The sequence below is a fragment of the Nesterenkonia sp. AY15 genome, from assembly GCF_022565855.1.
Lineage (GTDB): Bacteria > Actinomycetota > Actinomycetes > Actinomycetales > Micrococcaceae > Nesterenkonia.
This window is the reverse complement of sequence record NZ_JAJOYV010000008.1, coordinates 17,614-30,751: the sequence shown is the minus strand read 5'-3', so window position 1 is coordinate 30,751 and position 13,138 is coordinate 17,614. Positions and strand designations below refer to the sequence as shown.

The window sequence follows — 13,138 nt, the reverse complement described above, 5'->3', positions numbered from 1 at the left end:
CCGGATCTCCAGCCGGTCCCTGAGCCGGTCCTTCAGGCGGAGCCTCGACCCTCGCGCCGGTCCCTGACCCGCCGGGCCCGCTCCAGCCGGGGGAGCACGCGCAGGGCCAGGATGATCGCCCCGGGCAGGGTGGAGGCCAGCGCCAGCAGGCCATAGCTGATCGAAGCCGTCACGCCGAGGTGCGGGGCGAATCCGGCGAGCGAGAATGCCCATGCGGCCGCGGCTTCACGGGGTCCCCAGCCGCCGAATCCCAGCGGGACCGACATTCCGGCGATCGCGACTGCCGCCAGTCCGGGGGCCCAGGCCAGCGGAATCGTGGGGGTCACCACGAGAATCGTCAGCGCGAACAGTGCGGCGAAGGCCGCCCATCCGGTGGCGGAGAGCAGCACCACCTGAATGAGGTCACCACGAGAGAGCGGCTTCAGCCAGCGCCAGGCCACGACGACGGCGGCGGTCGCGACGCCCAAGGAGGCGAGCCCCGCGAGCGGCGCCAGCACCAGGAGGGTCAGTCCAGCAGCGATGAACGCCACCGCGGTGCCCATCAGCCGCTCAGCGGCCATGGCCGCGAACGCCCGGCGCAGCGCGCTGCCGCCAGCCTCGACCTCGGCGTCGCTGCTGTCGTCGGCCGCCCGCAGCGCGTCCCCTGCCAGCCCCCCGGGGAGCACCCCGTTGAGGAAGGCCGCCTGCCAGCAGCGTGCGATCGCGGGGCCGACGCCGATGCTGATCCGGTGGTGGCGGGCGATCACGCGCCAGCGCAGGGCCTGGGTGAGCACACCGATCCCGCCGAGCAGCGCTGCGGCGGGGAAGATCCACACCGGGAGCAGCCTGAACGCGTCCATGAACGGGGTCATGCCCCACTGGGCGGCGAGGAAGCCGAAGATGCCCAGCGTGATCGCGACCTGCAGCCCGGCGAAGAGGAAGGTGTGTCCCCTGCGGACGGTCTGGCTGCGCTGGTCGAGGCTCATCGCGTCACCGGGTGGAGGTGCCTGGCAGACTCAACAGGTCGAGATGTCCCACGCTGACCCGCAGCTCGCCCTGCGACAGCTGCGACTCGCGCGCCGAGAGCCAGTCCTGAGCGACGCCTGCCAGCGACGGGTCATGTTCCACAGCCACAGCGGCGCGATCGCGGAGATACCGCTGGATCAGCGCCGCCTCCGTGGAGTCCAGCGCCCAGTCGGTCGCGATCAGTGTGACCTCTGCGCCGCGATCGCGCAGCAGCTGCGCCACGGTGTGGGCGGCGTCGGGCCCCAGCAGGCCGTCTCGGCGCTGGTGGGCGTCGAAGGCGTCGGTGATGACCGCGTCGCTGGGGTGGCCGGGCTGGATCTCCACGTTCCCGGTCACGGTGAGGCTCAGCAGCGCCGAGACGTGAGCCCCGGCCGCGGGGCCGGCGATCGCGTCGGCGAGCACCTCGGCCTCGCTGGGGCTGAGCAGGTCCAGCAGTGCCGAGCAGGTCACCAGCTGGACCTGCTCGCCACGGGTCAGGCGCGGGAGGTCCTCGATGGTGCCCAGCACCCGGGTGGTCTCACCGGGACCGGCGGCGGAGGGGTCCTCCGCGGCGACCTCGAGGAGATCCGCGTCATGGTCGAGCAGCGTCCAGTGCTGCGCGACGGACAGTCGTGGGGCCAGCCAGGCCTGGTTGGACCCGGTGCCGGCCCCGACGTCGATGACGTGCACGGAGGAGGGTGGCGGCACGGGTGCCGGGGCGGGCACGGAGCCGGCGTCGTCGGCATCTGAACCGGCGGTGTCCGAGCCGGTCGCAGCTGAGCCGGTGGGGATGGGCAGCAGCTCGTCCAGCCGTGCGATCAGCGTCTCGATCAGCGGGGCGGCCTTCTCGCGGGCCTGGTGATCGGCGCGGCGGCGCTGACCCAGCCAATCGGCGGGCACCGGCCGCGTCACCATTCGATCGCCGTTCTGAGATCCTGCGCTGCGTGTGACCATGTCCGAAGTCTAGCCCGGTGCGCCTGCGCGGCGCGGCGCCATTGCTGGCGCAGATGCACATCGCTGGACCAGGCGCGCAGCAGGTCTGACCAGGCGCTGGGGTCGTATGGATCCAGCGCGGCCCCGGGGGTCGGGAGCTCGGACCGAGGCCCCGTCGGGTCACCGCACAGGGCCTCCTGCGCACCGGTCCCGGCTCCCACCAGTGCGGGGATCCCGCGGGCGAGCGCCTCGGTGACCACCATCCCGTAGGTCTCGGCCAGGGAGGGAAGCACCAGGAGGTCCGTCTCACCCCACAGGGTCTCCAGCTGCTGCCCGGACACGGGGCCGATCATCGCGGCACGTCCGTCGGGCAGTGCGTCGGCGGCGGCGCGGACCCGCCCCGCATAGCCGGGATCCTGACCTTCCGGCCCGGCGATCACCACGCTCCAGGGCAGTGCGGTGAGCTCTCCGAGGGCCTGCAGCAGGCCCAGCGGGTTCTTCCGCGGGGTCACCGCTCCGAGGAAGAGCAGCCGCGCCGGCAGGCTGCCCGCCGCCAGCGCAGCAGGGTCGACCCCGGGCTCCGCCACCGAGACCTGTCCCAGTCCGTAACGAGACTGCAGGTCATCGTGCGCCCACCCGCTGGTGCACACGACGACGTGCGCGGCGCTCACCGCTGCGGCCTCGCCGGCGGCAAGTTGCTGCTGCTCGCCGGGGGTCAGCCCCGACTCGGCCGGCAGCGGCAGATGCACCAGCATCGCGACCCGCGTGCCCGCAGCGGCGGCGACGCGGAGCTCCTCCGGGGCGGCGGAGGCGATGATCCCGTCGATCAGCACCCGCCGGTGGTGCCGCAGGCGCTGCGCCAGGATTCGACGGTCCGCGGGGGCGGGTCGGGGCCAGGCTCCGGGGACTGGGACCTCTTCGACGTCGAGGCCCATAGTCCGCCATTGTGCGAGCACCCGCTGGTTATAGGCCAGCCCGCCGCTGGGTCCGGGAAGGTCGGCGGGCACGATGAACGCGTATCGCGCCATCAGCGCGTCTTCCCGGTGCGGGCGGAGCGTTCCAGGCCGATGGTGTCCCGGGCGAAGGAGAGGACCAGCAGGGTCAGCGCGATCGCGGTCACGGCCGCGGCGAAGGGGACAGGGGTGATCGGCAGCAGCGCGACCCACAGCACCGAGGCCTGGATCGCGGCCACGGTCCGGCGGAACAGGCTGTAGCGCAGCTCCCCGCGCAGCGCCGGGCGGATTCGGGCAGCGGCTGCGAAGAGGTAGCGCATCGCGCCGATCGCCACCGCCCACCAGCCCACGGTGGCCGCCGCGATGAGCGACACCACCAGGAGCGCGGCCGCATCGGCCTCCATGTCCAACCGCGCACCCGAGGCGCTGGAGCTGCGCGTGTGCCGGGCCACCCAGCCATCGACGGCGTCGAGCAGCAGTGCGACACCGATGACCACCGCCAGGACCCAGCTGCGGGCGGGGATCGCCTCGGCGAATATCAGCACCGCGGCGGCGGTGAGCACTCCGATCAGTCCCACGCGGAGCAGGGTCACCCGGTCAGCGGTGGTCACCGCGCGGGGCCGGCGCCGCAGCAATGAGACGGCCGCGACGGCCGGGGCGATGAGCGCGACGGCCATGATCACCACGGCGGTCCCCGCATTCGGAGCGAGAGTCAGGGCCAGCACCAGCGCGACGGCACCGGGGGCGAGGATCAGGACGACGGCGTCCCACGCCACCCGGCCGCGACCGGTGCCTCGCGCAGATGCGCCCGCATCAGGTCCTCCGGCGGCTGAGGACCCAGCTCCAGGCGTCCGGCCCCCGTGTCGATCGGGGCCGCGCCCTGTCTTCTCCATGTCAGATAACCTAGCCGGGATTCGGACCACCGGCAGGGACTCTGCGCTCAATGCCCAGGTCCGCTGTTCAACGCCCGGTCCTGTATCCGGTCCACCGCGAGCCGGATCGCTCCACGCCGGACCGCGTCGGCCCCGAGCGTCGAAGCTTCGATCTGCAGCCACGGCGCATAGAGGTACTGGGCGAGCTTCTGCTTCGCGAGCGCGGCCACGTCGGTCAGCGCCGGAGCGATGGCTCCGGAGACCAGGATCCGATCCAGATCGAGCAGGCCGGAGAGCACCACGCAGATCCGCGCCAGCCGGTCCGCGAGCTGGTCGATGATCTCCCGCGCGAGCGGATCCCCCTGCGCCGCCGCAGCGAAGACATGCTCCGAGGTCACCGCCTCGGCAGTCACCTCACCCAGCGGACCGGCAAGCTCTGGGGTCTTCTGCAGGGCCTCTCGGGCGAGGTGGCGGGCCCACCAGCCCAGCCCGTTCGCGGACTCGACGCCGTGCACCAGATCGAGCATGCCGAGCTCGCCGATGCCGCCGCGCGGCTGGTGCAGCAGACGCCCCTCCATCACGATCCCGGCGCCGAGGCGCTCCCCGGAGAGGATCACGGCGAAGGAGTCGTGCAGGGAGCTGGACTGCAGGTCCAGCTCCGCCAGGGCGGCGAGATTGGCGTCATTGTCCACCGCGCAGTCCCAGCCGTGCTCGGCCCCCAGGGAGATCAGCTCGGGGTTCATCAGGCTCCAGAAGGGATTCAGCCCCTTGGGGGAGTGCCCTGACGAGTCCACCGGCGCGGGCACTGCGATGACCAGGCACGCGACGTCGGCGTGGGCGAGCCCGGCCTGCGCCAGGGCCGCGTCGACCGTGTCCAGGATCGTGCGTCGTCGCTCCTGGGCCGGCTGCGGCGGGGCGTCGGATCCCTGTGGATTCGACTCTCGGGTGGCGCAGCCGACCTCGACGCCGCGCAGGTTCGCCACCGCCGCGGTGACCTGGTGCAGGCCGGCGTCGACGCCGATCACATGGCAGGCATCTTCACGGAAGGCGTACCGCAGGGCCGGGCGGCCCTTGGTGTACTGACCGGCCTGGCGGGAGTTCTCGGACACCTCCAGCCAGCCCTGCTCGGTGAGCTCTCGGCACAGCGTCAGGATCGTGGCCCGGGTGAGTCCGGTCGCGTGCATCAGCTCCGTGGCGGTGCTGGGCTCGCGGCCCCACATGCAGCTCAGCACGCGCTGCGCATTGAGCTGGCGGATCAGCTGGGAAGAACCAGCCGGCGCAGGAGGACGCGTCTGACTCATGGGTGGCCTGCTTCCGAACTGTCTTGTCGAGGAGGAATCCTCCGCACATTATTGCATCGCTTATATTAAGTCTTTATATTAAAGCGGGATTGGAGTTGCCAGGGTTCGACAGCACATGGCTGCGCGCTCTCCGGGCTCACCCAGGGCGCCGTCCAACGATCTCCTCGCAACCTGGATCCAGGTTGCGAGACCCACCCGAAACAACGAGAGGACGAGAACCCCTTGTCATTCGCCTCCACCGCAGAATCGCCGACAGCAGCCGCCGGACTCGGCAGCGACCCCCAGTGGTGGCGCCAGGCCGCGGTCTACCAGATCTACCCGCGCTCCTTCGCCGATGCCGACGGCAACGGCATCGGAGACCTGCGCGGCATCACCTCGCGGGTGGGGTATCTGCAGGACCTCGGGATCGACGCCGTCTGGCTCAGCCCCTTCTACCCCTCGGCGCTGGCCGACGGCGGCTACGACGTGGACGACTACCGTGACGTCGACCCCAAGATCGGCACGCTGGAAGACTTCGACACCATGATCGACGCGCTGCACCGCGCGGGGATCCGACTGATCGTGGACATCGTGCCCAACCACACCTCGGACCGCCACGAATGGTTCCTCGAGGCGCTGAAGTCGCCGAAGGGATCGGCCGCCCGGGAGCGCTACATCTTCCGCGACGGCACCGGCGCAGCGGGAGAGCAGCCGCCGTCGGACTGGACCTCGATCTTCGGCGGGCCCGCCTGGACCAGGATCACCGAACCCGATGGCTCTCCAGGTCAGTGGTTCCTGCACAGCTTCGCGAAGGAACAGCCGGACCTGAACTGGCACAACCGGGAGGTCCACGAGGACTTCCTGCAGACTCTGCGCTTCTGGTCCGACCGCGGCGTGGACGGATTCCGGGTCGACGTCGCACACGGATTGTCCAAGGACCTGCCGGCGAACCTGCCCAGCCAGGCCGAGCTGGACGCCACGCCGAAGGACGGTGCCCACCCCATCTGGGACCGGGACGAGGTCCACGAGATCTACCGCGAATGGCGCGGAGTCTTCAACGAGTACGACCCGCCGAAGATCGGCGTGGCAGAGGCCTGGGTGGATTCGGCCCGCCGGCCGAAGTACGCCTCCGCCGAGGGGCTGGGCCAGGCATTCAACTTCGACCTGCTCGAGGCCAGCTTCGACGCTGCGCAGTTCCGCGAGACGGTGACCTTCAACCTGGAGCTGGCGGCCAAGTCCGGGTCCTCCAGCACCTGGGTGCTCTCGAACCACGACGTGGTGCGCCACGCAACCCGCTACGGACTCCCGCCCAAGGCGCCGCAGGAGGACAAGGCCGGCACTCACTGGCTGCTCACCGCCGGCACCTCTCCGGAGCTGGAAGCCGAGGCCGGGCTGCGTCGGGCCCGGGCCGCCTCGCTGTTCGAACTTGCGCTGCCCGGCAGCGCCTACCTCTACCAGGGGGAGGAGCTGGGGCTGCACGAGGTCGCCGAGATCCCTGACACCGACCGACAGGACCCGACGTTCTTCCGCAGCCCCGGGTTCAGCGTCGGCCGCGATGGCTGCCGGGTCCCGATGCCCTGGTCCAGTGCAGGGGGGAGCTTAGGGTTCGGTGAGGGCGATGCCCATCTGCCCCAGCCAGAGTGGTTCGCCCGCTACAGCGTGCAGGCTCAGGACACGGTCGAGGACTCGACCCTGAACCTCTACCGGCGTGCGCTGCAGCTGCGCCGCGAGCTGCAGGGCGAGGACGCGCTGGAGTGGATTGAGCTGCCCGGTTCTGAGGTGCTGGCCTTCCGGCGCCCCGGGGGATGGCTCTGTGTGACCAACTTCGGCGACGAGGCGGTCCCGCTGCCCGACGGGGAGGTGCTGGTGAGCTCCCAGCCGCTCGCTGTGGACGTGCTGCCGGGGGAGACCACGGTCTGGCTGCGTGAGCACTGACCTCTCCGGGCATCCCTCGATCGCTGTGCGACAGACGCGTGGGCCCTGAGTCTGCGTGCTGTGCGGCGGTTCCGCTGCGCAGCCCCGATGCGAGGGCCGCAGCCCTTCACCGGTAGCGTGAAAGTCATGGACGCCACCGCCTGGACCTCCCAGACCCGGCGCCCGGGCCTCATGCTCGGTGCCATGCTGCTGGCCGTGACACTCCCGGCCTGTGGCTCGAGTGCCGGGGCGCCGGAAGATGCCTCCTCCGAGCAGTCTGATGTCGCTCCCGAGGGGGATGACGCCGGAGATGCCGCCGAGGCAGCTGACGCGGATGCGGAAGGCGGGGCGGATGAAGACTCGACCGGCGCTGCAGACCCAGCGGACGGGGAAGACTCAGCCGACCAGGAAGACTCAGCAGCAGCCGACGCACAGGCCGACGCACAGGCCGAGGCCGAGCCGGCCGAGCTCCCCGGTGGGGGCGACACGCTCTTCCCCGACCGGCGCTTCCTCGCCGCCTATGGTGCCCCCGGGATCCCCGCGCTCGGGGTCCTGGGTGAGGGCGAGCCGGAGGACGCCGCCGAGCGGGTGAAGTTCTACGCCGAGCAGTACCAGGAGCACTCCGAGGAGCCGGTCCAGCCGGCCTTCGAGATCATCACCTCCATCGCCACCAACGAGCCCGGGCTGGACGGCAACTACAGCAACGCCCTGGATCCCGAGGTCATCGAGCCCTGGGTGGACCTGGCCGCCGAGGAGGACATCTACGTGGTCCTCGACCTGCAGCCCGGCCACGCCAGCTTCCTGGACCAGGCCCAGAGATATGAGGAGTTCCTGGCCCAGCCCCACGTGGGCCTCGCCCTGGACCCCGAATGGCGGCTCAGCGAGGGACAGCGGCACATGGAGCAGATCGGTTCGGTCAGCGCCGAGGAGATCAACGAGGTCGCCGACTGGCTGGCCGGACTGACCGCGGAGCATGAGCTTCCGCAGAAGCTGCTGGTGCTGCACCAGTTCAATCACGCCATGATCTCCAGCCGCGAGGAGATCGACACCTCCCACGAAGAGCTGGCCATCCTGCTCCACGCCGACGGCCACGGCACCCCTCAGATGAAGACCGAGACCTACGAGACCCTGCAGCAGGGTCTCAGCGAAGACATCTGGCTCGGCTGGAAGAACTTCTACGACGAGGACTCACCGACCTTCACCTCGGAGCAGACCTTTGACGTCGACCCCAAACCGTGGTTCGTCTCCTACCAGTGACCCGCATAAACTGACCGGGATTGTTTCCACCCACCTGACCCGGGAGCAGAATGTCCACGCCCGAAACACCGCATCCGCTGGATGAATCCGCCATCGACCATGCTGTGCAGCAGGCCGTCGACGCCTTCGCCGCAGCCCGCGACCTCGACGAGCTCAAGGCCGCTCGGCTCGCGCACACCGGAGACAAGGCACCCCTGGTGCTGGCCAACCGGGCGATCGGATCGCTGGAGAAGACCGAGAAGGCAGCCGCGGGCAAGCTGCTCGGCGGCGCTCGCGGGACGATGCAGAAGGCCCTCGCCGCGCGCACCGAGGTGCTCGAGGTCGAGCACGCGGAGCGGATCCTGGTGGAGGAGACCGTCGACGTCACCGCAGCTCACCGTCGTCGTCCCCTGGGTGCCCGGCACCCGCTCTCGGTGCTGCAGGAGCGGGTCTCGGACGTCTTCATCGCCATGGGCTGGGAGATCGCCGAGGGCCCCGAGGTGGAATCCGAGTGGTTCAACTTCGATGCGCTGAACATCGCGCCGGACCACCCATCCAGAGAGATGCAGGACACCTTCTTCGTGGAGCCCCCCGAGGCCCACCTGGTGCTGCGCACCCACACCTCCCCGGTGCAGATCCGGTCGCTGCTGAGCCGCGAGCTGCCGGTCTACGTGCTCTGCCCCGGCAAGACCTTCCGCACCGACGAGCTCGATGCCACCCACACCCCGGTGTTCCACCAGTTCGAGGGCCTCGCCGTGGACAAGGGCCTCACCATGGCCGATCTCAAAGGCACCCTGGAGCACTTCGCCCGGCAGATGTTCGGCCCCGACGCCGCCATCCGGCTGCGCCCGAGCTACTTCCCCTTCACCGAACCCTCCGCGGAGCTCGACGTCTGGCACGCGCAGGCCAAGGGCGGCCCGCGCTGGGTCGAATGGGGCGGCTGCGGCATGATGAACCCCGCCGTGCTGCGCGCCGCCGGGGTGGACCCGGAGGAGTACACCGGCTTCGCCTTCGGCATGGGCATCGAGCGCACCCTGATGTTCCGCAACGGCGTCCCCGACATGCGCGACATGATCGAAGGCGACATCCGCTTCAGCCAGCACTTCGGAATGGAGGTCTGAGACATGCGCATTCCGCTTTCTTGGATACGTGAATACACCCGGTTCCCCGCGTCGGGCACCGCCGAGGACCTGATGGCCGAGCTGGTCAAGGTCGGGCTCGAGGAGGAGGACGTACACCGTCCCACCGATGAGCTGAGCGGCCCGATAGTCGTCGGCGAAGTGCTGGAGAAGATCCCCGAACCCCAGTCCAACGGCAAGACCATCAACTGGTGCCAGGTTCGCGTGGTCCCCGAGGGGGCCGCCCAGACCCTGACCCACGAGGGCATCGACCCCTCGGGCGTCCAGGGCGTCGTCTGCGGCGCGCACAACTTCGAGGTCGGCGACAAGGTCGTGGTGACCCTCCCCGGAGCGGTGCTCCCCGGCGATTTCCGGATCGCCGCGCGCAAGACCTACGGCCACGTCTCCGCCGGCATGATCGCCTCGGTGCGCGAACTGGGCATCGGCGAGGACCACGACGGGATCCTGGTGCTCTCCACCCTCGGGCTCGACCCGGAGCCGGGCACCGACGCCATGGAGCTGCTGGGCCTCTACGACTCCGCCGCGGAGATCAACGTGACCCCCGACCGGGGCTACGCCTTCTCGCTGCGCGGGATCGCCCGCGAGTACTCCCACGCCACCGGCTCGCCGTTCATCGACCCCGCTGCCCAGATCAGCACGGGGAAGATCAACACCGACGACGACGCCGCCCGTCCCGGTCACGAGGTCACGCTCACCGATCACACCCCCATCTACGGGGTGGACGGCTGCAGCCGCTTCGTCACGCACAAGGTCACCGGGATCAACCCGGAGGCTCCCACCCCGCCGTGGATGGCCTCCCGGCTGCGTCTGGCCGGAATGCGGTCGATCAGCATCGCCGTGGACGTCTCCAACTACGTGATGCTTGAACTGGGACAGCCCAACCACTGCTACGACGCGGCCAAGCTCGACGGCGGCATCGAGGTCCGCCGCGCCGCGCCCGGCGAGAAGCTCACCACCCTGGACGAGAAGGTCCGCACCCTCAACGCCGAGGACCTGGTGATCACGGATCAGTCCGGCCCCATCGGGATCGCCGGCGTGATGGGCGGAGCCCGCACCGAAGTGGACGCCACCACCTCCACCGTCATCGTCGAAGCCGCGCACTTCGACCCGATCAGCATCAGCCGCAGCAAGCGCCGGCACAAGCTGCCCTCGGAGGCGTCGAAGCGCTTCGAACGCGGCGTGGACCCGCTGCTGCCCCCGCTCGCCGCGCAGCGCGTGGTGGACCTGCTGGTGCAGCTCGCCGGCGGCACCGACACCCGTGAGGTCACCGATGCGGGCGCCCCCGTGCTGCCGCAGCCCATCCGCCTGGACCCGGCCCTGCCGGAGAGGCTCACCGGGGTGCCCTACACCCGGGAGCAGATCAGCTCCACCCTCGGCGCCATCGGCGCCGAGCTCCGCCAGGAGGGGGAGCACCTGCTGGTGACCCCGCCGAGCTGGCGACCAGACCTGACCATCCCCGCAGCCCTGGTGGAGGAGATCGCCAGGCTCGTCGGCTATGACCAGATCCCCTCCCGGCTTCCGGTGCCGCCGGCCGGCCGCGGACTCACCACCTCCCAGCAGCGCCGACGCGGCGTCTACGCCGGGATGGCCGCCGCAGGGTTCACCGAGGTGCTCAGCTACCCCTTCTACTCCGAGGCCGCCAACACCCGCTTCGGGCAGGCCGAGGACACCGGGAAGCCGATGCCCATGCTGCGCCTGGCGAACCCGATCGCCAGCCAGCACCCGGCGCTGCGCACCACCGTGCTTCCCGGGCTGCTCGAGGCGCTGCGCCGCAACGTCTCCCGCGGCTTCACCGACGTCGCCCTCTTCGAAGCCGGAGCGGTCTTCCACCCGAAGTCCCAGCTCGGCTCCGCCGCCATCCCTGACCTGGGGGTCTACCCGGGCGAAGAGGTGCTGGCAGAGCTCGACGCCGGCATCCCCGATCAGCCGCTGCACATCGCGGCCGCGCTCAGCGGCGCCGAGGCGGCCGAGCTGCCTGGTGTGCCGGGGCGCCGTCGTGATTGGGCAGACGCGGTGGACGCCGCGCAGAAGGTCGCTGACCTGCTGCGCGTGCAGCTCGAGGTGGTGCAGGGCCAGCATCAGGCCTTCCACCCCGGCCGCACCGCCGAGATCCGGTTCAACGGAGAGCGCGTCGGCCATGCCGGTGAGCTGCACCCGAAGGTCATCGAGGAGCTGGACCTGCCCGCCCGCACCTCGGTGATGGAGCTCGACCTCTCCGCGCTGATCAACGGCTCCCCGGCACAGATCAGCGCCGAGCCGATCTCCACCTTCCCGCCCACCACCCAGGACGTGTCGCTGATCGTGGCTCACGCGCTTCCGGCCGCCGAGCTCGAGGCCACCCTGACCGAGGGTGCAGGCGAGCTGCTGGAGAACATCGAGCTCTTCGACGTGTACTCCGGTGAGCACATCGAGGCTGGACACAAGTCGCTGGCCTTCGCACTGCGCTTCCGCGCCGAGGACCGCACGCTCACCGCCGAGGAGGCCTCCGAGGCTCGCGCCGGCGCCGTCGCACTGGCGCAGCAGCGCCACAGTGCTGTTCAGAGATAGCAGCGCCGTCCAGCGGCAGCCACAGGCGGTTCGTTCCTGATGTCGCAGATGGTCCGGCAGGCGCTCAGTCTGCCGGGCCATCTCGCTGTGGAGCACCCGAGCCTGGTCCGTCGAGCCACTGGCCCCGGTGCATCACCTCGCGCACCGTCCACGCCTGATCCAGCAGCACCAGGTCCGCACGTCCACCGGGGAGCAGCCTGCCGACGTCGTCGATCCCGATCATCTCTGCGGGGTTGGCGGTGGCGGCCATCAGCGCCTGGGCCGGGGTGATCCCGGCGTTCAGGATGCTGCGGCGCACCGCCTCGGCGAGTGTCACGGCCGAACCCGCGATCGCGCCCAGCGTCCCGTCGGGCTCCACGAGCCGGGCGACGCCGCGCGCGACGTCCACAATCGCAGCGCCCAGGGCGTAGCGGCCCTCCGGTGCGGCAGCGCCGGCCATCGCGTCGGACACCAGGACCAGCCGCCGGGACCCGCCGTTGCGGGCCGCCGAGTGCCAGACATAGCGGACCATCTCCGGGTCCAGGTGCACCCCATCGTGGATCAGCTCCAAGAAGGCCGTGGGGTCTTCGAGCAGCGCCAGCGCCGGGCCGGGGTCGCGGTGATGCAGCCCCGACATCGCGTTGAACAGATGAGTCGCGGCGCTCGCCCCGGCGGTCAGGGCGGCCCGGGTCTGCGCGCCGTCGGCTCCGGTGTGCCCGATTCCCACGGTCCACCCTGCGGCCCGCAGTCGGGCAGCGGCCCCGGTGGCGCCGGGCAGCTCGGGCGCGAGGGTCACGTATCTGATCAGATCCGCCGCAGCGTGCTCAAGCACCGCCGAGACGGCCGCGGGCGTCGGATCGCTGAGCATGGACGCCTCATGGGCGCCACGGTGGGCGATGCTCAGCCACGGCCCCTCCAGATGGACCCCGGCCAGCTCGTCAGCCTCCACCAGAGGGCGCAGCTGCTCCGCCTGGTCCAGCAGCGTCGGGATCGGCGCACTGACCAGGGAGGCGAGCATGGTGGTGGAGCCCCGCCGGCGGTGCGCCGCCAGGACCGTCCGCGCAGCCCCAGCGCCCTCGGTGAAGGCCGAGCCGCCGCCGCCGTGGGCATGGACGTCGACGAACCCGGGTGCCAGCACCTGGTCGGTGAGGTGCAGATCCGGGCGCGCAGGAGGGTGGCCGTGGCCGGCGTCGAGGATTCTCCCCTCGGCCAGGCGCAGCCAGTACGGCCCGATGGACCCCTCCGGGGTCAGCGCCGCCTCGGCGAAGAGCAGCCGGGTCACCGAAGGATTCCCGGGATCA

Annotated in this window: 10 protein-coding genes; 4 read left to right on the top strand and 6 right to left on the bottom strand. The window is 70.8% G+C overall.

Annotated features, from left to right (window positions below):
* Positions 1-32: 32 nt before the first annotated feature.
* Genes LSI54_RS11265 through LSI54_RS11245 form a run of 5 tightly spaced genes read right to left on the bottom strand, consistent with a single transcriptional unit; the run spans position 33 to position 5,043 of the window.
* A complete protein-coding gene (locus LSI54_RS11265) occupies positions 33-965 on the bottom strand; it encodes a lysylphosphatidylglycerol synthase transmembrane domain-containing protein (protein WP_241471125.1) in 933 nt (310 codons plus the stop codon).
* 4 nt (positions 966-969) lie between these two features.
* On the bottom strand, positions 970-1,938 hold the full coding sequence (locus LSI54_RS11260) for a class I SAM-dependent methyltransferase (RefSeq protein WP_241478408.1): 969 nt from the start codon (positions 1,936-1,938) through the stop codon (positions 970-972).
* Positions 1,893-2,945 carry a glycosyltransferase family 4 protein gene (locus LSI54_RS11255; protein ID WP_241478407.1) on the bottom strand — a complete coding sequence of 351 codons (1,053 nt, stop codon included), beginning with the start codon at positions 2,943-2,945 and terminating at the stop codon, positions 1,893-1,895. The genes LSI54_RS11260 and LSI54_RS11255 overlap by 46 nt, the downstream gene beginning before the upstream one ends.
* On the bottom strand, positions 2,945-3,763 hold the full coding sequence (locus LSI54_RS11250) for a CDP-alcohol phosphatidyltransferase family protein (protein WP_241478406.1): 819 nt from the start codon (positions 3,761-3,763) through the stop codon (positions 2,945-2,947). The genes LSI54_RS11255 and LSI54_RS11250 overlap by 1 nt, the downstream gene beginning before the upstream one ends.
* A gap of 47 nt (positions 3,764-3,810) precedes the next feature.
* A complete protein-coding gene (locus tag LSI54_RS11245; RefSeq protein ID WP_241478405.1) occupies positions 3,811-5,043 on the bottom strand; it encodes an ROK family protein in 1,233 nt (410 codons plus the stop codon).
* A 222-nt stretch (positions 5,044-5,265) separates the two neighbouring features.
* Between LSI54_RS11245 and LSI54_RS11240 the strand changes: the two genes are divergently transcribed.
* The 4 genes from LSI54_RS11240 to pheT all read left to right on the top strand — a co-directional run bounded on the left by LSI54_RS11240 (position 5,266) and on the right by pheT (position 11,858).
* On the top strand, positions 5,266-6,957 hold the full coding sequence (locus LSI54_RS11240) for a glycoside hydrolase family 13 protein (RefSeq protein ID WP_241471130.1): 1,692 nt from the start codon (positions 5,266-5,268) through the stop codon (positions 6,955-6,957).
* Between the two features lie 126 nt (positions 6,958-7,083).
* Entirely contained in the window at positions 7,084-8,193 is a 1,110-nt protein-coding gene (locus LSI54_RS11235; protein WP_241471131.1) for a hypothetical protein, read from the top strand.
* 50 nt (positions 8,194-8,243) lie between these two features.
* A complete protein-coding gene (gene pheS / locus LSI54_RS11230; RefSeq protein WP_241466278.1) occupies positions 8,244-9,293 on the top strand; it encodes a phenylalanine--tRNA ligase subunit alpha in 1,050 nt (349 codons plus the stop codon).
* A gap of 3 nt (positions 9,294-9,296) precedes the next feature.
* A complete protein-coding gene (gene pheT / locus LSI54_RS11225; protein ID WP_241478404.1) occupies positions 9,297-11,858 on the top strand; it encodes a phenylalanine--tRNA ligase subunit beta in 2,562 nt (853 codons plus the stop codon).
* A 64-nt stretch (positions 11,859-11,922) separates the two neighbouring features.
* Here the strand turns inward: pheT and LSI54_RS11220 are convergent, their stop codons facing one another.
* Entirely contained in the window at positions 11,923-13,119 is a 1,197-nt protein-coding gene (locus LSI54_RS11220) for an N-acetylglucosamine-6-phosphate deacetylase (protein WP_241466280.1), read from the bottom strand.
* Positions 13,120-13,138 lie beyond the last annotated feature (19 nt).

Excerpts from the sequence above, each read along its gene's own strand:
- LSI54_RS11265 (WP_241471125.1), bottom strand. The coding sequence starts at position 965 with ATGAGCCTCGACCAGCGCAGCCAGACCGTCCGCAGGGGACACACCTTC.
- LSI54_RS11245 (WP_241478405.1), bottom strand. The coding sequence starts at position 5,043 with ATGAGTCAGACGCGTCCTCCTGCGCCGGCTGGTTCTTCCCAGCTGATC.
- pheT (WP_241478404.1), top strand. The coding sequence starts at position 9,297 with ATGCGCATTCCGCTTTCTTGGATACGTGAATACACCCGGTTCCCCGCG.
- LSI54_RS11255 (WP_241478407.1), bottom strand. The coding sequence starts at position 2,945 with ATGGCGCGATACGCGTTCATCGTGCCCGCCGACCTTCCCGGACCCAGC.
- pheS (WP_241466278.1), top strand. The coding sequence starts at position 8,244 with ATGTCCACGCCCGAAACACCGCATCCGCTGGATGAATCCGCCATCGAC.
- LSI54_RS11260 (WP_241478408.1), bottom strand. The coding sequence starts at position 1,938 with ATGGTCACACGCAGCGCAGGATCTCAGAACGGCGATCGAATGGTGACG.
- LSI54_RS11250 (WP_241478406.1), bottom strand. The coding sequence starts at position 3,763 with ATGGAGAAGACAGGGCGCGGCCCCGATCGACACGGGGGCCGGACGCCT.
- LSI54_RS11235 (WP_241471131.1), top strand. The coding sequence starts at position 7,084 with ATGGACGCCACCGCCTGGACCTCCCAGACCCGGCGCCCGGGCCTCATG.